Source organism: Parabacteroides sp. AF14-59, from assembly GCF_003479515.1.
In the GTDB taxonomy this organism is placed as follows: Bacteria; Bacteroidota; Bacteroidia; order Bacteroidales; family Tannerellaceae; genus Parabacteroides; species Parabacteroides faecis.
The window spans coordinates 1-16,557 of sequence record NZ_QUHH01000019.1; the positions used below are offsets into that span (position 1 = coordinate 1).

At 43.3% G+C, this 16,557-nt stretch carries 18 protein-coding genes; 10 read left to right on the forward strand and 8 right to left on the reverse strand.

What is annotated here, in order from left to right:
- Nucleotides 1-518: 518 nt before the first annotated feature.
- The 7 genes from DWW23_RS18310 to DWW23_RS18340 all read left to right on the forward strand — a co-directional run bounded on the left by DWW23_RS18310 (nt 519) and on the right by DWW23_RS18340 (nt 6,547).
- A complete protein-coding gene (locus DWW23_RS18310) occupies nt 519-1,406 on the forward strand; it encodes an Rpn family recombination-promoting nuclease/putative transposase (protein WP_122354880.1) in 888 nt (295 codons plus the stop codon).
- Between the two features lie 240 nt (nt 1,407-1,646).
- Nucleotides 1,647-2,426, forward strand: a complete 780-nt coding sequence (locus DWW23_RS18315) for a polyphosphate polymerase domain-containing protein (protein WP_122354882.1) — start codon at nt 1,647-1,649, stop codon at nt 2,424-2,426.
- Nucleotides 2,410-3,093 (forward strand): DUF4956 domain-containing protein, encoded by a 684-nt coding sequence (locus DWW23_RS18320; protein ID WP_122354884.1) that lies wholly within the window; start codon nt 2,410-2,412, stop codon nt 3,091-3,093. The genes DWW23_RS18315 and DWW23_RS18320 overlap by 17 nt, the downstream gene beginning before the upstream one ends.
- Before the next feature lie 21 nt (nt 3,094-3,114).
- The gene (locus DWW23_RS18325; protein WP_122354886.1) at nt 3,115-3,789 is read left to right on the forward strand and encodes a DUF2490 domain-containing protein; all 675 of its coding nucleotides are present in this window, start codon (nt 3,115-3,117) and stop codon (nt 3,787-3,789) included.
- A gap of 5 nt (nt 3,790-3,794) precedes the next feature.
- Nucleotides 3,795-4,931 (forward strand): sensor histidine kinase, encoded by a 1,137-nt coding sequence (locus DWW23_RS18330; RefSeq protein ID WP_122354888.1) that lies wholly within the window; start codon nt 3,795-3,797, stop codon nt 4,929-4,931.
- Nucleotides 4,928-5,668 (forward strand): LytTR family DNA-binding domain-containing protein, encoded by a 741-nt coding sequence (locus DWW23_RS18335; protein WP_122354890.1) that lies wholly within the window; start codon nt 4,928-4,930, stop codon nt 5,666-5,668. The genes DWW23_RS18330 and DWW23_RS18335 overlap by 4 nt, the downstream gene beginning before the upstream one ends.
- Nucleotides 5,669-5,785: 117 nt before the next feature.
- Nucleotides 5,786-6,547 carry an exodeoxyribonuclease III gene (locus DWW23_RS18340; protein ID WP_122354893.1) on the forward strand — a complete coding sequence of 254 codons (762 nt, stop codon included), beginning with the start codon at nt 5,786-5,788 and terminating at the stop codon, nt 6,545-6,547.
- A gap of 98 nt (nt 6,548-6,645) precedes the next feature.
- Here DWW23_RS18340 and DWW23_RS18345 read toward each other — a convergent pair whose 3' ends face one another.
- Both DWW23_RS18345 and DWW23_RS18350 read right to left on the reverse strand, forming a co-directional pair.
- Nucleotides 6,646-7,200 carry a GNAT family N-acetyltransferase gene (locus DWW23_RS18345; protein ID WP_122354895.1) on the reverse strand — a complete coding sequence of 185 codons (555 nt, stop codon included), beginning with the start codon at nt 7,198-7,200 and terminating at the stop codon, nt 6,646-6,648.
- 222 nt (nt 7,201-7,422) lie between these two features.
- On the reverse strand, nt 7,423-8,094 hold the full coding sequence (locus DWW23_RS18350; RefSeq protein ID WP_122354897.1) for an SGNH/GDSL hydrolase family protein: 672 nt from the start codon (nt 8,092-8,094) through the stop codon (nt 7,423-7,425).
- Between the two features lie 92 nt (nt 8,095-8,186).
- Here DWW23_RS18350 and DWW23_RS18355 point away from each other — a divergent pair, with 92 nt between their 5' ends.
- From DWW23_RS18355 to DWW23_RS18365, 3 genes are all read left to right on the forward strand, one after another.
- Entirely contained in the window at nt 8,187-8,855 is a 669-nt protein-coding gene (locus DWW23_RS18355) for a DUF2490 domain-containing protein (protein WP_122354899.1), read from the forward strand.
- Nucleotides 8,856-8,954: 99 nt separating this feature from the next.
- Nucleotides 8,955-9,638, forward strand: a complete 684-nt coding sequence (locus tag DWW23_RS18360) for a queuosine precursor transporter (RefSeq protein WP_122354901.1) — start codon at nt 8,955-8,957, stop codon at nt 9,636-9,638.
- A 157-nt stretch (nt 9,639-9,795) separates the two neighbouring features.
- Entirely contained in the window at nt 9,796-10,362 is a 567-nt protein-coding gene (locus tag DWW23_RS18365; RefSeq protein WP_122354903.1) for an ORF6N domain-containing protein, read from the forward strand.
- 37 nt (nt 10,363-10,399) lie between these two features.
- Here DWW23_RS18365 and DWW23_RS18370 read toward each other — a convergent pair whose 3' ends face one another.
- From DWW23_RS18370 to potA, 6 genes are all read right to left on the reverse strand, one after another.
- Nucleotides 10,400-11,380 (reverse strand): FimB/Mfa2 family fimbrial subunit, encoded by a 981-nt coding sequence (locus DWW23_RS18370; protein ID WP_122354905.1) that lies wholly within the window; start codon nt 11,378-11,380, stop codon nt 10,400-10,402.
- A 100-nt stretch (nt 11,381-11,480) separates the two neighbouring features.
- Nucleotides 11,481-12,086: an HAD family phosphatase gene (locus DWW23_RS18375; protein WP_122354907.1), complete on the reverse strand. Its 606-nt coding sequence runs from the start codon at nt 12,084-12,086 to the stop codon at nt 11,481-11,483.
- Nucleotides 12,087-12,103: 17 nt separating this feature from the next.
- Nucleotides 12,104-13,432 (reverse strand): ABC transporter substrate-binding protein, encoded by a 1,329-nt coding sequence (locus DWW23_RS18380; RefSeq protein WP_122354909.1) that lies wholly within the window; start codon nt 13,430-13,432, stop codon nt 12,104-12,106.
- Nucleotides 13,433-13,454: 22 nt separating this feature from the next.
- Nucleotides 13,455-14,246 (reverse strand): ABC transporter permease, encoded by a 792-nt coding sequence (locus DWW23_RS18385; protein WP_122354911.1) that lies wholly within the window; start codon nt 14,244-14,246, stop codon nt 13,455-13,457.
- Nucleotides 14,243-15,016, reverse strand: coding sequence for an ABC transporter permease (locus DWW23_RS18390; protein ID WP_122354913.1), 774 nt, complete (start codon nt 15,014-15,016; stop codon nt 14,243-14,245). The genes DWW23_RS18385 and DWW23_RS18390 overlap by 4 nt, the downstream gene beginning before the upstream one ends.
- 38 nt (nt 15,017-15,054) lie before the next feature.
- Entirely contained in the window at nt 15,055-16,437 is a 1,383-nt protein-coding gene (gene potA / locus DWW23_RS18395) for a polyamine ABC transporter ATP-binding protein (protein ID WP_122354915.1), read from the reverse strand.
- Nucleotides 16,438-16,557 lie beyond the last annotated feature (120 nt).

Sequence of the window (16,557 nt, forward strand, 5' to 3'; positions counted from 1 at the left end):
TTTAACGACAAAACATATATGATTTGCAAACGAAACATATATGTTTTGGAAAACGATTTACTTTGTAATAGAGCGTTAGAGAACGGTTTGACCTCTACTGAAAAAAATTGAAAAAATACCCTATTATAAATTCTATATTAAAGATACTTCTATCTATATTTAAAGAGAGACCGGTTCGTGTGTATAAGCTGTGTTTTATAACTTGTTTTGGATACCTGAAATTCAATCGATGCAGCGTATAGGAAACGTATAACTCAGCGTATAACTTAATTTCTTTAATTGTACAATATAGAACTAGGATCAAAACATTTGGTCCTACAATCTGATTATGCCTGGTAGGAGTTCCGAAAATTTCGATTCAGAAATTATCAGATTTGAGTCTGTGCATTTCCATATCAGAGTATCAACTCTGTCAGATTACTATTTACCATGAAATAAATCAATTAATATAAACGAATAAAAAAAGATTGGCTATATTTGTTGAAACTCCATTAGGAGGTAACTAAAAACAATTAGCTATGAACAAATTTATCAATCCCTTCTCGGATTACGGCTGGAAACGTATTTTCGGCAGTGAAGTAAGTAAAGATCTTATCATCAGCTTCTTGAATGAAGTAATTCAACAAGAAGTAATCGTAGACATCACTTTTAGGAATGTAGAGATGTTAGGGCTGAAACAAGACCAGCGGCGTGCCGTATTCGACATCTTCTGTGAGAATGAAAAGGGGGAAGTCTTCATCGTAGAGATGCAGAAAAGTCGGCAGAAATACTTTTCAGACAGGGTGTTATACTATGCTTCTTTTGCAATCCAGCAACAATCCATGATCGTAAAGGAAAAGCTGGCAAAGGACTCTGATGAAAAAATTCGTAAACAATGGAATTATCACATTAGTAAAGTGTATGTTATTTGCGTACTGAATTATATTATGGACCCTTCCCTCCCGGAGAAATACCGCTGGGATATCGTGCGTATGGACCGCGAACTGAAGGTGCCCTTCAGCGAAACGCTCAACGAGATTTATCTTGAAATGCCGAAATTTGTGTTACCTTTGCGTTTATGCGACACTCTTTATAAGAAGTGGTTATATGTATTAAACAATATCGAGATCATGGAACGATTACCCAAAGAACTCAACAACCAAATTTTCCGCAAGCTTAAAAGCATTGTGGAAGTAGCGAGTATGACGCCCGATCAACGTCTGGAATATGAATTAAGCATCTCTGTCGAACGTGACCTTTCCGCGGCCCTCGATACCAGCTTCGAGGATGGGATGGAGAAAGGGCTTGAGAAAGGCAAAGCGGAAGAACAACGTCTGATTGCTGTAAATATGAAAAGACAGGGCATAGATGTTGAAACAATTGCCAAATGTACCAGTCTGCCTGTTGAAGAAATAGAACGATTGTAATTTGTTCATATTATGTTCAATCAGCAAAGTAATCCAGCCTTCGGACAACTTTGCTGATTTTTTGTTTCATTTCTTTCTACTAATGAATCTTTCTCTCCTACCTATATCTCAAAAAATATTTTCATTGAATAAAACCGCCACTTCACTGATTATTTTTTCCTATCAATAAAAGCATCTCTATTTTTGAAACCACAATGTAGAGGTTTAGTAAAAGGTTTCGTTATTAGTCTGAAAAGTAATATGGAAGAAAAGGTTATCGACACTATTCTAAAAAGCTTCCCCTCCATCTCCCTGAGTGAGATGGAGGGTGTCCGGCTGATGAACCGGATAGATACCAAGTACACGACAACGTCGGAGCAGTTGGTCTGTTTCCTTCGCCTGTTGCAAAAGGACTATTATATACAGGAAATAAACGGTAAACGTGTCAGCCCCTATCGCACCGTCTATCTGGATACACCGGGACTATCCATGTATCTGGCACACCAGAACGGACGTAAAACCCGCGAAAAAATACGCATGCGTTCCTATATAGATTCCTGCCGGACTTTCCTTGAGATAAAAGATAAAAACAATAAAGGAAGAACACGAAAAGTACGGATGCCCCTCTCCTCTATGAACTCATACCTGGTCACAGAAGCAGAAGTGTTTCTTTATGAACATGCTTCCTTTCAGTTGCAAGACTTAACGTTACAGGTTGAAAACCAGTTCAACCGTATCACCCTGGTCAACCGGGAGAAAACAGAACGGCTTACCATCGATACGGATCTCTGCTTCCGCCATCTCTCTTCCGGAAAAGAACAATCGTTACCCGGACTGGTCATTATCGAACTGAAGCAGGACGGAAATATCCCCTCCCGCGCCAAAGTAAACCTTTCGCAATTACATATCCACCCGGTAAGTATCAGTAAATATTGCCTGGGTATGCTCCTGACGAACCCGGAAGCCAAACGCAACCGCTTTAAAAAGAAACTCACTCAAATAAATAAACTAGCAAACTATTCTTATGGATACATTATTTGATATCGTAGAGGAAACGCAGTTGATGGGCACTCCCGTAATGGATACGGAAGCGATTACCCAGCTGCTTATCCGGTTCTTTTTCAACTTCGTGATTGTCGGGATCATCATCCATTTCTTTTATTACCCGAAGAGCCGGCGGAGGGATTACTATTTCACATTCTCTTTGATCAATGTCAGTGTCTTTTTCCTGATCATCCTGATGGGAAGCGTGAAGCTGAAGATCGGTTTTGCCCTGGGTATATTTGCCATCTTCGGGATCATCCGCTACCGGACAGAATCGGTCCCTATCCGCGAAATGACGTATCTCTTCATCATTATCGCCCTATCCGTTATCAATGCCTTGTCTGTACAGATCAGTTATGCCGAACTGATTGCGACAAACTGTATCTTTATCCTTGTCACCTGGCTGCTGGAAAGCGAACGCTGGCTGAAACATGTATCCTGCAAACTGATCCTGTATGATAAAATCCAGCTGATCGTTCCGGAAAAACGCAAAGAGCTGATAGCAGACCTCCGCCACCGTACCGGACTGAATATACAAAAGATTGAGATCGGGCATATCGATTTCCTGCGCGATGCGGCATTCATCAAGGTATATTATGAATCCGAAGTGAGGGAGATCAATTCGGTCGATACAGTAACCCGTTTCCCTCGGGAAGGAGAATAAAAACATTTAAATACATCGATCATGAAACAGCTAAAAATACTATTTTTTACCGCTTCCCTGCTGACTATCCATACTCTTTCAGCACAGGACGACCTGGGCTCCTCCCTTAGCGCCGACATTACTAAAAGGATCATCCCCGGGTTGAACCTGTCGCTGGAAGAAGACTTCCGGCTGCGTGATAACCTGAGTGAGGTCGACCGTTTTTCGACTACACTCGAACTAAGCTATAAGCCCTGGAAGTTCCTGAAATTAGGCGGTGCCTACAACCTGATCAACTATAACCATGAGACGAAAGGTTGGGAAGTGCGCCACCGGTATTATTTTTTTGCCACCGGTTCTTACCGTATTAACCGCTTTACCGTATCTTTACGGGAGCGTTTTCAGAGTACCTACCGTGTCGGAGTGAAGGAAACAAGCAAACGGGCAAACCCGAAACTGTATCTTCGCAGCCGCCTGGAGGTGGAATACGATATAAGGAATTGTAAATTCGAGCCTTTTGCCTCTGTCGAGCTATACAATACACTGAACGATCCGCAGGGAAACAAGATGAACAAGTTGAAATACACGGCAGGAAGCAAATATAAGCTGAACAAGCGTAATTCGTTACAACTCTATTATCGTTACGTCAACTTCAAAGACGATGACGAAGGAAACGGTAAACATATGATAGGATTGGGATATTCATATAAATTCTGACAGCAATGGAGAAACAGGAACGACGACAGAAGCTACTGGAAAACCTGATCTACCTGATTATCTGGGTAGTCATTCTGGTGTCCCCGCTTCTGGAACATAAATATAACGGAGAGACGATCAACTGGAACGATATTTTCCGCGCCTGGAAAATGATCGCACCTTTCTTTATCCTTTTCCTGATCAATAATTATGTGCTTATTCCTTTTTTACTGATAAGGAAAAAGTCATGGCTTTACCTGCTATTCTCCTTGCTGACCGTCTGCCTGATATTTGCCTTGAATCCTTTCGTCAAACTCAAACGACCCGGAGGAATGGAGAAACATCCGCCACGCGAATTTATGATGAACCGGCCGCCGAAAGAGGAAATGCCGGGACCTAAATTCCCGATGGAGAAAGAACCGCCCAGGCAAGCTATGCGCCCACCGATGTGGCAGATGCCGGGGATGATCTCTCCTATGGTAAACTTCATCCTGACAGCTATCCTGGTACTCGGCCTGAATGTCGCCATTAAGCTCCTGTTCAAATCGATCCGTGACGAGCACCGGATGAAGGAACTGGAGAAACATACCTTACAAACAGAACTGGAATACCTGAAACATCAGATCAATCCGCATTTCTTTATGAATACGCTCAACAATATCCATGCGCTTATCGACCTGGATACGGAAAAAGCGAAAGAGACCGTTCTTGAGTTATCCAAGATGATGCGTTATGTTTTATATGATGCCACCCAGCCCACCTTGCCACTGGCTAAAGAGATCGCTTTTCTGGATAATTATATCGGATTGATGAAACTCCGCTATACGGACCAGGTTGAAATAGGGGTATCTCTCCCGGAAGAGATACCGAACATACAGATTCCGCCCCTGCTCTTCATTTCTTTTCTTGAAAATGCGTTCAAGCATGGGATCAGTTACCGCCGGAAGTCATTCATCCACCTGTCGATGGAGGTTAAAGAGAACGAAATAGAATGCCTCGTGATCAACAGCAGTTTCAACAATGCGACCGAACAACACAAAGGGATAGGACTTGAAAATGTGAAGAAGCGGCTCCGTTTGTTATACGACAATGATTATACGCTGGATATCCAAAGTGAGAATAATGAATATCGTGTTTTACTGATAATACCCATACAATCATGATCAGATGTATTGCCATTGATGATGAGCCGCTGGCGCTCACACAAATAACCGGTTATATAGAAAAAGTTCCTTTTCTTCAACTGGTCAAAAGTTGTTCGAGTGCACTCGAAGCACTCGACGTGATTGCTTCGCAACCCGTCGACCTTATTTTTGCCGACATCAATATGCCGGACCTGAACGGGATGGATTTCGTTAAATCGCTGGTAAAGAAACCGCTTGTTATCTTTACAACCGCTTATTCGGAATATGCCGTAGAAGGTTTCCGCGTGGATGCGCTCGATTATCTGCTAAAGCCATTCGGATACGGCGATTTCCTGAAAGCGGCAAACAAAGCATTGCGACAGATGGAATTACTAAAACCATCCGCCATAGTCCCTGAAGTAAAAGATGAAAACAGCCCGTCGGAAAGCAAAGACCTTTACATCAAAGCGGATTACAAAATGATCCGGATAGATATGAGCAAGATCCTGTATATCGAAAGCCAGAATGAATATGTCCGCATCTTTACCGAAGACCAGAAGCCGGTCATGTCTCTTATCAGCATGAAATTACTGGAAGAGAAATTACCTTCGGGCAAATTCATGCGTGTGCATCGTTCGTATATGGTAAACCTCTCAAAGATAACGGCAGTAGCCAATAACCGTATCATTTTCGGAAAGGACACTTATATCCCTATCGGCAACCAGTATAAAGATAAATTCACTCAATATCTGGATACCCGCTTCCTCGGGAAATAGATATTATTTATCTGTGGATATAAGGCATCTTACAGAATTATCAAACAAATATTAGCAGATCCAAACGTTAAATCGTATCTTTGAATTCATATAAAAACGGACAAACAAACAGTTCATATGAAGATCATCACATACAATGTAAACGGTCTGCGTGCAGCCGTTGGAAAGGGATTGCCCGAATGGCTCGGTGAGCAGCAACCGGATGTACTTTGCCTGCAGGAAACCAAACTGCAACCGGACCAGTTTCCGGCAGAAGCATTCGAGGCTCTGGGCTATAAAGCCTATTTATTCAGTGCACAAAAGAAAGGATACAGCGGCGTTGCCATCCTGACCAAGCAGGAACCCGATCATGTGGAAACCGGCATGGGAATAGAGAAATACGATAATGAAGGACGCTTTATCCGTGCAGATTACGGCGATATCTCTGTCGTAAGCGTCTACCATCCTTCAGGAACCAGCGGCGATGAACGTCAGGCGTTTAAGATGGAATGGCTGGAAGATTTCCGGAACTATGTAGTGGAATTACAGAAAACACGCAAGCAACTGATCCTTTGCGGCGACTATAATATCTGCCATGAACCGATAGATATCCATGATCCTGTACGGAATGCGACCAATAGTGGTTTCCTTCCTGAAGAACGCGAATGGATGACACGGTTTCTCGATGCCGGATTTATCGACACGTTCCGTTTCCTGAATCCCGACAAGCAGCAATATACCTGGTGGAGCTACCGCTTCAATGCGCGCAAAAACAATAAAGGCTGGCGTATCGACTACTGCATGGTGAGCGAACCGGTAAAGCCGTTACTGAAAGAAGCCTACATATTGAACGATGCTATACACTCGGATCATTGCCCGGCGGTGTTGGAAATCAAATAAAAGACAAGAAGAAATTGTATCAAAAGACGGTATTTACCGGACGCAGAATTCTAAGATATCTGCGTCCGGTTTATTTGTTTTGATATATCTACTTAAACCTACTCCCGCCAATACTCCGGCTTATCCAACGCTTCGGCACATTTTACTTTCCCTTTGGGGAAATCTTTCGTTTCCGGGATGAGGAACTGATACATCCAACAGTCTGCATAGATGCTTTCGATCGGATAAGGAGGCGGATAACCGGCCTCTTCTGCCTTTCCTTTAAATCCGTGGCGGGGATAATATTCTTTATGCCCCAGAACAAATACCAACTCTACACCCATATCCTTCAATATCCGATGCCCTTCGCGGATCAATAAACCGCCAATTCCTTGCTTCTGATATGCTGGTTTTACAGCCAATGGAGCCAGGATATACACAGAAGGAGAAGGATTGGATCCCTCCAGTAAGGCCTTGGTGAAAAGAATATGCCCTATGGCTTCCCCCTGGTAACAGGCAAGTAGCGAAACAAAAGGTTCGGCACTCGCATCTGCAAGCAGATCCTTCACCAGTCGAGCTTCGTCTTCCTCGCCGAAAGCAAGCCGTTCGACGTTCATTACGTCACTGAAATCGTCGGAAGTAGCCTTCCTGACATGTACGTCATTCAAATTCATGATTATTTATATTAATGGTTATTATGCTCCCTTATGGGAACACTTTATTCGTACAAAAAAGAAAATAAAAAGAAGGTTCGGATAAAGATATATATCCGAAAAAGAAAAGTGGCCAGCCTATAAAGAGTTATAGGCTGTTATTACGCACTTATAGATGTAGAATGTAGTGTTTTCAAAAAACTGTTTTTATAATTCGGGAGCAAATATAATAAAATAATCCGGTCAATAACGTTTCAGTGCCGGAAGAAGTATTTCTTCCATTATTTTATATCCATCCAAAGTGGGATGTACACCGTCCTTTGAATATTTCTCGGGCAATCCTCCCCTTTCATCAGCCAGTCGGGAATGATAATCGATATAAGTCAGCTTGTTACAGTCGGCATAAGCCTTGATCATTTTATTCAGTTCGATAATTTTACCGGCAGGTTCCAAGCCTTTACGCCATCCGAATTCGTATGCGGGTAATACGGAACAAAGGATCGCATCTATATTATTAGCCTTTGCCAACTCAACCATAGAGATTATATTTCCGAGGATATTCTCCATTGCTATATATCCGTTATTCTGCGCGATGTCATTCGTACCGGCCAGGATCACGACAGCCTTAGGTTTCAGGTTGATTACATCTGCACGGAATCTGACCAGCATTTCTGCCGTTGTCTGCCCGCTAATACCTCTGCCTATAAATCCATTTGTCTTAAAGAATAACGAATCGGTCGACCACCAGCCATCTGTAATCGAGTTTCCCATGAAAACTACTTTAGAGGGAGTTTTCACTGTCTTGTTAGCCTCTGCGTAACGGCCAAACTGTGCCCAATCTTTCTGCTGGCCGAAAAGAGACGATGCAGTGAATATACATACTGCCAGCATAAAACATTTCTTAATGTTCTTCATAATATGATTTTATTAAGTTCCAGAAGAAACAAAAGTAACGCTTTTATCTTTATCTTTGCAAAGAATCTAAATCAAAAACACGTCATATTCTCATGAAAAACTATTTCAGAAGAAATCGTTTCTTTATTCTGTCTGCTTTTTGGATACTTCTGTTTCATTCTTCCTTATATGCAATAGACGGAGCCGGTATGGCATTTAAGGTCAGTTTGTCGGGAAAGATTTATCATAAGTTTTCCTTTTTATTTGAAGAAGACATCCGCCCTAAATCCAATTTCAAGCAAGCAGAATGGTTTCTGACTACAGGGGAAGTCAACTATACATTCAATCCGTATGTAAAAGCCGGAGTGGCCTATATGCTGCTTTGCCAGTATAAAGCTTCGGAAGAATTACGCAATCGTTATTATGTGTATGCTTCGGCATCTTATCCGATCGGCAACCTTTCTTTCTCTTTACGGGAAAGATTTCAAAGTACTTTTAAGACGGGCGGCCAACATCCTAAAAATTATCTCAGGACTATGTTGACCGTTTCATACAAAATCGGTAAAACAGGCTTCTCCCCTTTCGTTTACGGAGAATTGTTCAATAACACCGGCCACCAAGGGAATATGTACACAGAGCGTATCCGCCTCTCTACCGGAAGCGATTATAAGATCAATAAGCAAAATACGTTACAGCTATATTATCGTTACCATATATTTAATGTATATGATCCTGTCAACTACAAACATGCAATAGGGCTGACCTATTCGCACAGATTCTAAAAAAATAACTATCTTTGCAACCTGAATAAATAAAAAGACATGATACGGAAAGCCCGTGCTTTCCCGAGTGCTTGATAAACCTCGTAAAAAACAAGAATTATGCAGAGAACAACTGTCACAATCCCGTTCATGCTGCTGGGTATTCTCTTTAATATATGCCTGGTAGCTTCCAATCTTTTAGAGACAAAAGTCGTACAGGTATTCGGCATCACCGCCACTGCCGGACTGATCGTATTCCCTATTTCCTATATTATCAACGACTGTATAGCCGAAGTATGGGGATTCAAGAAAGCACGTTTGATCATCTGGAGCGGGTTCGCATCCAATTTCCTGGTTATCGGATTTGCCCAACTGGCTGTTATGTTGCCTGCCGCCCCTTTCTGGGAAGGCGAAGAAGGATTTAATTTCGTCTTCGGGATGGCGCCGCGCATAGCCATTGCCAGCCTGATCGCTTTCCTGGTCGGTTCTTTCCTGAATGCATATGTTATGAGTAAAATGAAAATTGCGTCGAACGGGAAACACTTTTCCGTACGGGCAATCGTCTCGACCTTAGTCGGTGAAAGTGCTGATTCGATGATCTTTTTTCCGATAGCTTTCGCCGGACTGATACCGGCTAAGGAACTACTGATCATGATCGGAACACAGGCAGTCCTGAAATCTTTGTACGAAGTGATAATCCTCCCGGTAACCGTCCGCGTTGTGAAATACATAAAGAAAGTAGACGGCAACGATGTGTATGATATAGGAACGTCCTATAATATACTAAAAGTGAAGGATATATAAGAAAGAAGGTTGAAATGTGCTAATAAAGAGAACAACAGGTTCGGATATTGTCAGATTTGAGTTTTTACGAAAAGCATGTTTGGAAGAGTGGGATAATTTCAATTAATTCATTACATTTGCGACCAATGATATTAATAATTATCTTAAAAAACCAACTATGAATGAAATACGAATAATTCAAAGTAAGATCTATGAGATACGAGGGCATAAAGTTATGCTGGATCGTGATTTGGCAGAAATGTACGGAGTAGAAACAAGAACCTTAAATCAGGCAGTAAAACGTAATATTGACCGTTTCCCAGAAGACTTCATGTTTCAGTTAACAAAAGAGGAATCTTTAAGATCACAAATTGTGACCTTAAAAATGGAACAAGGAAAGCACCTTAAATACATGCCTTTTGTTTTTACAGAAATGGGAGTGGCTATGCTTAGCAGTGTACTCCGTTCAAATACAGCAATACAGGTGAATATCAACATAATGCGTGCCTTTGTTGCTGTGCGGCAAATGATCACTAACCCTCCTGTTGATAAAACCGCAGAACTTCAGCAAGAAGTAAAAGAACTCAAAGAATACATTGAGGAAGTTTTTACTGACTACAACGACATAAACGAAGATACCCGGATACAACTGGAATTAATCAATAAAACTCTGGCAGAATTGCAAGTCCAAAAGAAACTGTCTGATAAGCCGCGCAACCCGGTAGGATTTGTGAAGCCAAAGTGACTTTGCCATTACTGTTTCACTTTTTTCTATAATTGAATCAGGATGCCGAAGTAGAGAAATCTATATTTTCAGTCGTTTCCGTCCAGTTCTCCACTTCAAAACCATCGGAAGAGGTCTCTTCGGAATACAGTTCACCTAATGTTATATTGAGCGTTAAGCGGTTCCCGGCTACCAAAGCATTCGTCAACGGCTTACTGAAATGTTTCTCCTGCCCGTTCTTCAGAGTCAGAAGGATGGTCAACGGAGGATTGTCGGCGGAAGGGAATACCATTACTGTCGAATTGGCTGACATAAACAGGCTATCGGCAGACATAGACAGAGGGAACTCGATCGTCTTCGTGAAATCACTGGGTTCGGCTGTATAATAATCCAGCTGGGAAGCAATATTACCGATCAAAATACGGGCGGAAGCAATGCTCGGGTTCATCTTATCACCGTCTTTATTTGTCAAAGTGATTTTCAGACCTGCTACAACATGTTTCAAAGTCGCCTGCATCTTTTCTGTTCCGACCTTAATAGGATTGACCGCATGCAGGAAATCATATACCGGCATATAAGTCGTATCTTGATAATTATCCTTCCGCAAAGTCATATACAATTCCGACAGGTCTGCGCCCAACCGTAAACCCGGTTCTCTGATAGCAGCTTCTTCATATACGGAATCAGTCTGGCTGTTTTTAGCCAGTCCCCAATATAAAAAATTATAATCGCCCAGAGGCAACCTGACAGGGATAGAGGCTTTATAAATGGAGCCGTCCTTTATAGTGTATGTTGCATTAAAAGGCCCTAAAGAACCATTGCCGGAATAATTACCATAATACAAACTGGAATCCTCCACACAAGGATAAACCATCAGGACCCCGGTAAAAGAAGTTGTAGAAGTTCCGGTCGAAACCATCATTTCGGCCAGTTCCGGACTTATTAAATCGTCATTGTTCACACAATGACAATCATCGTCTTTTGAACAGCTACCCAAAAACAGGGATAATAACAATGTAGAAAAAACTAACTTATTCATAATCACCAAATGTTTGTTTAGATTTATGCTTATAGAAACAGCATACAAACAGATTGGTTCTCTGAATCGGTCTTATTAACTTTTCGGTAGCGGCTAAGATTTATTTAAACAGATGCGACCAGTCTTCTCTGGCCTGGGGTGTATACGTACGGATACCCAGAGATTCTGCAGTACGGCAGTTAGGGACGGAATCGTCCAGGAACAGGGTCTCTTCGGGTTTTATCACAGCATCATTCAATACATATTCAAAGATATCAGCATTGGGTTTCAGCATATTCAGCTCGTAAGAAAGGTAGATCTTATTGAAAAAATCCCTGGCATGATGACCCTGATAAGCAAAACTGTTCTTTTCCGCCCATTGCCAATGGATCTCGTTCGTGTTGCTGAGCAGCATCGTGTTGTATTTCTTACGAAGTTCCATCAACAGTTCCAGCTTATAAGCGGGAATATCGTCGAGCATGGCGATCCAGGCAGCATCGATCTGTTCATCGGTCAGATGCTGACGGGTCAGGTGGCGGATCCCATCCCTGAACTCCGTCGATGTGATAGTGCCTATTTCTATCTGCATGAACAAGTCCTTGCTGTTCAAAATACAATCGCGGACATTGGGTACACCGAAACTTTCAAAGGCCTCCACGCAACGGTTACGGGTCAGATTGATAATCACCCCACCAAAGTCTATAATCAAGTTTTTAATTCCATCCATACTTCATAATAATCTATTCACCAGCGTCTGCGACGTCTGTGATAACGCTTTTTCTGTTTATATTCACGTATTCTGCGGTAAAGTACCCAGACCAATAACAGGCCGAAGACGGCAAAGATCAACAAAACGATCCCCGTATTCAGGTTATCCCCTTTTACGCGGCTCCACATTTCCAGTACCAGTTCGGTCTCGTCGCCGAAATCACGGATCATGGCACACCGCTCCACCACCTTATGGTCGGGATATTGCACCGGATTGATTTGGATACTATCGTTTCCGGGACCAAAGAAATAACTGAGGTTCGAGAACTCTTCAACCGTCGTGTCTATCTTTGCTTCCAGTATTTCGGGAGTAGCCACGGCACTCACATACCCATTGGCATCCATATTACGCAAAGCAATATCCGCACGACAAAGATAATCAAGAAAATAACTGGCAGCTTTTACATTACGGGCATATTTAGGGATCGCCCAGCCGTCATACCAGATATTACTGCCTTCCAGAGGGACTTCGTACCCCAGTTCGACACCGACAGCATCCGCCTCTTCCATAGCCCAAACGGCATCACCGCTCCAGGTCAGGTTCAGCCATGCTTTGTTCTTGGTCATCATCTCCTTACCGAAGTCGGCTTCCCATCCGGCGATATTAGGTTTCATCCGTTTCAGATAATCTTCTGCGATGGCGATGGCTTCCGGCGAGTTGTCGTTCATCAGCTGTTCTACCGTAACGGTTCCGTCGGCCAACTCTTTGGCATGGGCGTAGATAATAGCCGTACCATAGGCATCGCGATAGCTGTCTTTCATCAGGATCTTGTTCTTATACCTAGGATTCCACAAACAATCCCAGGTCATTACTTCATCCTTCGATACAAACTTTTTATTATATAACAAACCGGCCGTTCCCCACATATAAGGAACCACATAGTCGGTCGTTTTCATGCCCGGCTGGCTCAGTTTATTCAATTGTTCCTGAATATAGGGAGATATGTTATCCAGATAATCGGGAGTCTTACCGAAATTGCGGTCGATAGGAAGCAACAAGCCCTTTTTCAGCATTCGCTCGATAATATATTCGGAAGGACAAATCAGATCGAAATCTTCATGACCCCGTTCGATCTTGGTCAACATGATCTCGTTAATATCGAAAACCTGGTAGATGATGCGGATGTCTTCGCCTGTCTGTTCTTTATACCAGACCGGGAACTCATCCAGGATATCTTCATCGATATAATCTGCCCAGTTGTATATCTTCAATATTTTGCTGCGTTCCTTCTCCGTGCGTGCACAGGAAGACAAAACACCCAGACAAGCAACCAGCACACATATTATTTTAATCAGTCTATTCATTCTTCTATTCCTGTTTTTGACGCTACTTAGCGGATGATTTATCGGCTCTCTTATTGATCACGATCAGCAATACCAGTACGGTGACAAAGATGATCGTCGACAACGGACGCAGTTCAGGGGTAAGCCCTCCCTTCCGGGCATCCGCATAGATAAAGGTGGAAAGTGTCTCCAGCCCTTCGTTACCAATCGTAAAGATCGTAACGGCAAAATCATCGATCGAAAGAGTAAAAGCCAGGATAAAGCCACTGATCATTCCCGGACGAATCTCCGGCAGGATCACTTTACGGAGTGCCTGGAACGGGGTTGCTCCCAGATCGAGTGCCGCTTCATACACATTCTGGTTCATCTTTTTCAGACGCGGCATCACGCTCAATACCACATAAGGCGTACAAAAGGTGATATGCGCCAGCACGACAGTCGTGAATCCCTGGGAAACTCCCAGGCTGACAAACAGCAAAAACAGGGAAACACCGGTGATGATATCGGCATTCATCATCGGTATGGCATTCGTAAAATTCATTACCTGGCGCGGACGGGACCTCAGGTTAAAGATACCTACAGCCGCAATACTTCCCAGAATTGTCGAGATCGATGCTGCCAGCATAGCGATCGCAAATGTATTCCACAAAGCCCCAACCAGCGAGCGTTGCACACCTCCGGTAAACAGCGAACTATACAGTTTTGTTGAGAAACCGGTCCAGTTACCGAGCACCTTCGCCTCGGTAAAAGAGAAGATCATGATGATCAGGATCGGTGAATAGAGCAGGATAAGAAGCAGCCACAGGTAAGCTTTCGCCATTATTTTCGTCATCATATCACACCTCCTCCTTCATTTGAAGCATTATCTTCCTCATTGGTGAACAAGATCGTAATGCCGATCAGCAGCAACATGATCAGAGAAAGGGCGGCTCCATAGTTCCACATTCCGTTATTGATATTTTCCTGAACGGTCGTACCGAACAGCTTGATATTGTTCATTGTCAACAGCTCGGCAATGGCGAATGTCGATACGGTCGGCATAAAGACCATCACGATACCGCTCATCACGCCAGGCATCGACAAAGGAAAGATTGTCTTCATAAACACCTGAAAGGGATTAGCCCCCAAGTCCTGTGCCGCCTCGATCAGGTTACGGTCCATCTTCTGCAACGTATTGTAGATCGGATAGATCATAAACGGCAGGAAGTTATACACCATACCGAAGATCAAGGCTCCCTCGCCCAACGGCAAGTTCAGAAAGTCGAACAGGGCGACCGTTGCCAGCGTACGGATCAGGATGTTCACCCACATCGGCAAGATAAACAGTACGACCATTGTACGGGAAGTATTGAACCGGGCCTGGCTCAATATATAAGCAGCGGGATATCCCAGTATCAGGCATACTAACGTGGTTATAATAGCAATCCCGATCGAATAGACGAAGGTATTCAACGCCTCGGGATGCATCATAAACTTACGGAAATTGGCAAAGGTAAAGGCTCCTTCCGTATCTGTAAACGCATACAGGACGATCAGGAGCAACGGCATGACTACGAATACTGCCAGAAATAGTGCGTAAGGAATTGTCCAGTTCCTGCGACGCATGAAAAAAGCTGCAACTTTATTTATCACTTCCTTCCCTTTTAGTTATGAATAATACGTATATTTTCAGGGGCAACCCGGATACCGACACGGTCACCGTCATCCCAGACATCTGTCGTATCGACGAAAATATCTTCGTCCCAGTCTGTAAATACGGTCAGATGATAATGGTTTCCTTTATAAAGGATAAACTTCACTTCACCCGTCAGTGTACCGTCTTCCTCATTGTCTTCCAGAATGACATGACGGAAATCGACCTCGACTTTTACCGGAGTATCGCCTTCCACATCCGTCACTTCCTTACATTCAAAGGTTGTTCCCAGGAACTCGACATGCGTCGGATCGATCATTTTGCCTTCAAACGTATTGCAGACGCGCTCTTTCTTCATGACATGTATATCGAAAGGTTTCACCAGTAATCCAACCTCCTGTCCCGCATCGAAACAATGATAGTCCTGCACCATAAATTCATAACCTTCGGGAGTCTGTACCATCATTTCATAATGGACTCCTTTAAAGATAGAAGATGTCACCGTACCGGTCAGCATCGCCGCTTCCGACGGATCGAAAATATAGATATCTTCCGGACGGATCACGACATCTACCGGTGTCTGCTCTCCAAAGCCTTCATCGACACACTCAAAGTCATGTCCGGCAAAAGAGACTTGTTTATCTTTGATCATCAATCCGTTCAAGATGTTACTTTCACCGATGAAGTCGGCAACGAACGAATTGATCGGTTCGTTATAAATATCGATGGGAGTTCCGATCTGCTGAATACGGCCTTCACTCATAACGACGATCGTATCGCTCAGAGTCAATGCCTCCTCCTGGTCGTGAGTTACGTAAACAAAAGTGATACCGAGCGATTTATGCATTTCCTTCAACTCCATCTGCATATCCTTGCGCATCTTCAGGTCGAGAGCAGCCAGCGGTTCGTCGAGCAGCAACACTTCCGGTTCGTTCACGATGGCACGGGCAATCGCCACACGCTGTTGCTGTCCGCCCGAAAGGGAATCCACATCGCGGTATTCGTAGTCGGTCATACCTACCATCTTCAACGCCTGTTTGACCTTTTTCTCGATCACGGCAGACGGTAGCTTCTTCAGTTTCAGACCGAAAGCAATATTATTAAAAACGTTCAGGTGAGGGAATAATGCATATTTCTGGAACACCGTGTTGACCGGACGTTTGTGCGGCGGCGTTTGCGTTATTTCTTTTCCTGCAATAGAGATCTCCCCTTCCGAAGCTGTCTGAAATCCGGCTATCAGACGTAACAAGGTTGTTTTTCCACAACCGGAAGGTCCTAAAATAGTAACAAACTCGCCCTTGCGGACAAACAAATTTACATCATTCAGCACGGCCTTGTCGCCAAAGAACTTGGAGACATGTTCCACACCAATAATGCAGTCGGACTTTTGCATAGATTTATCCCTTTTCCTTACAAGTTAAACATATAATCGCTTGCTTTCTTAAAAAGCGGCACAAAGGTATACAATTTAGGGGACATACAAAGGGTTTGGACCGTTAAGAGATGGATATAT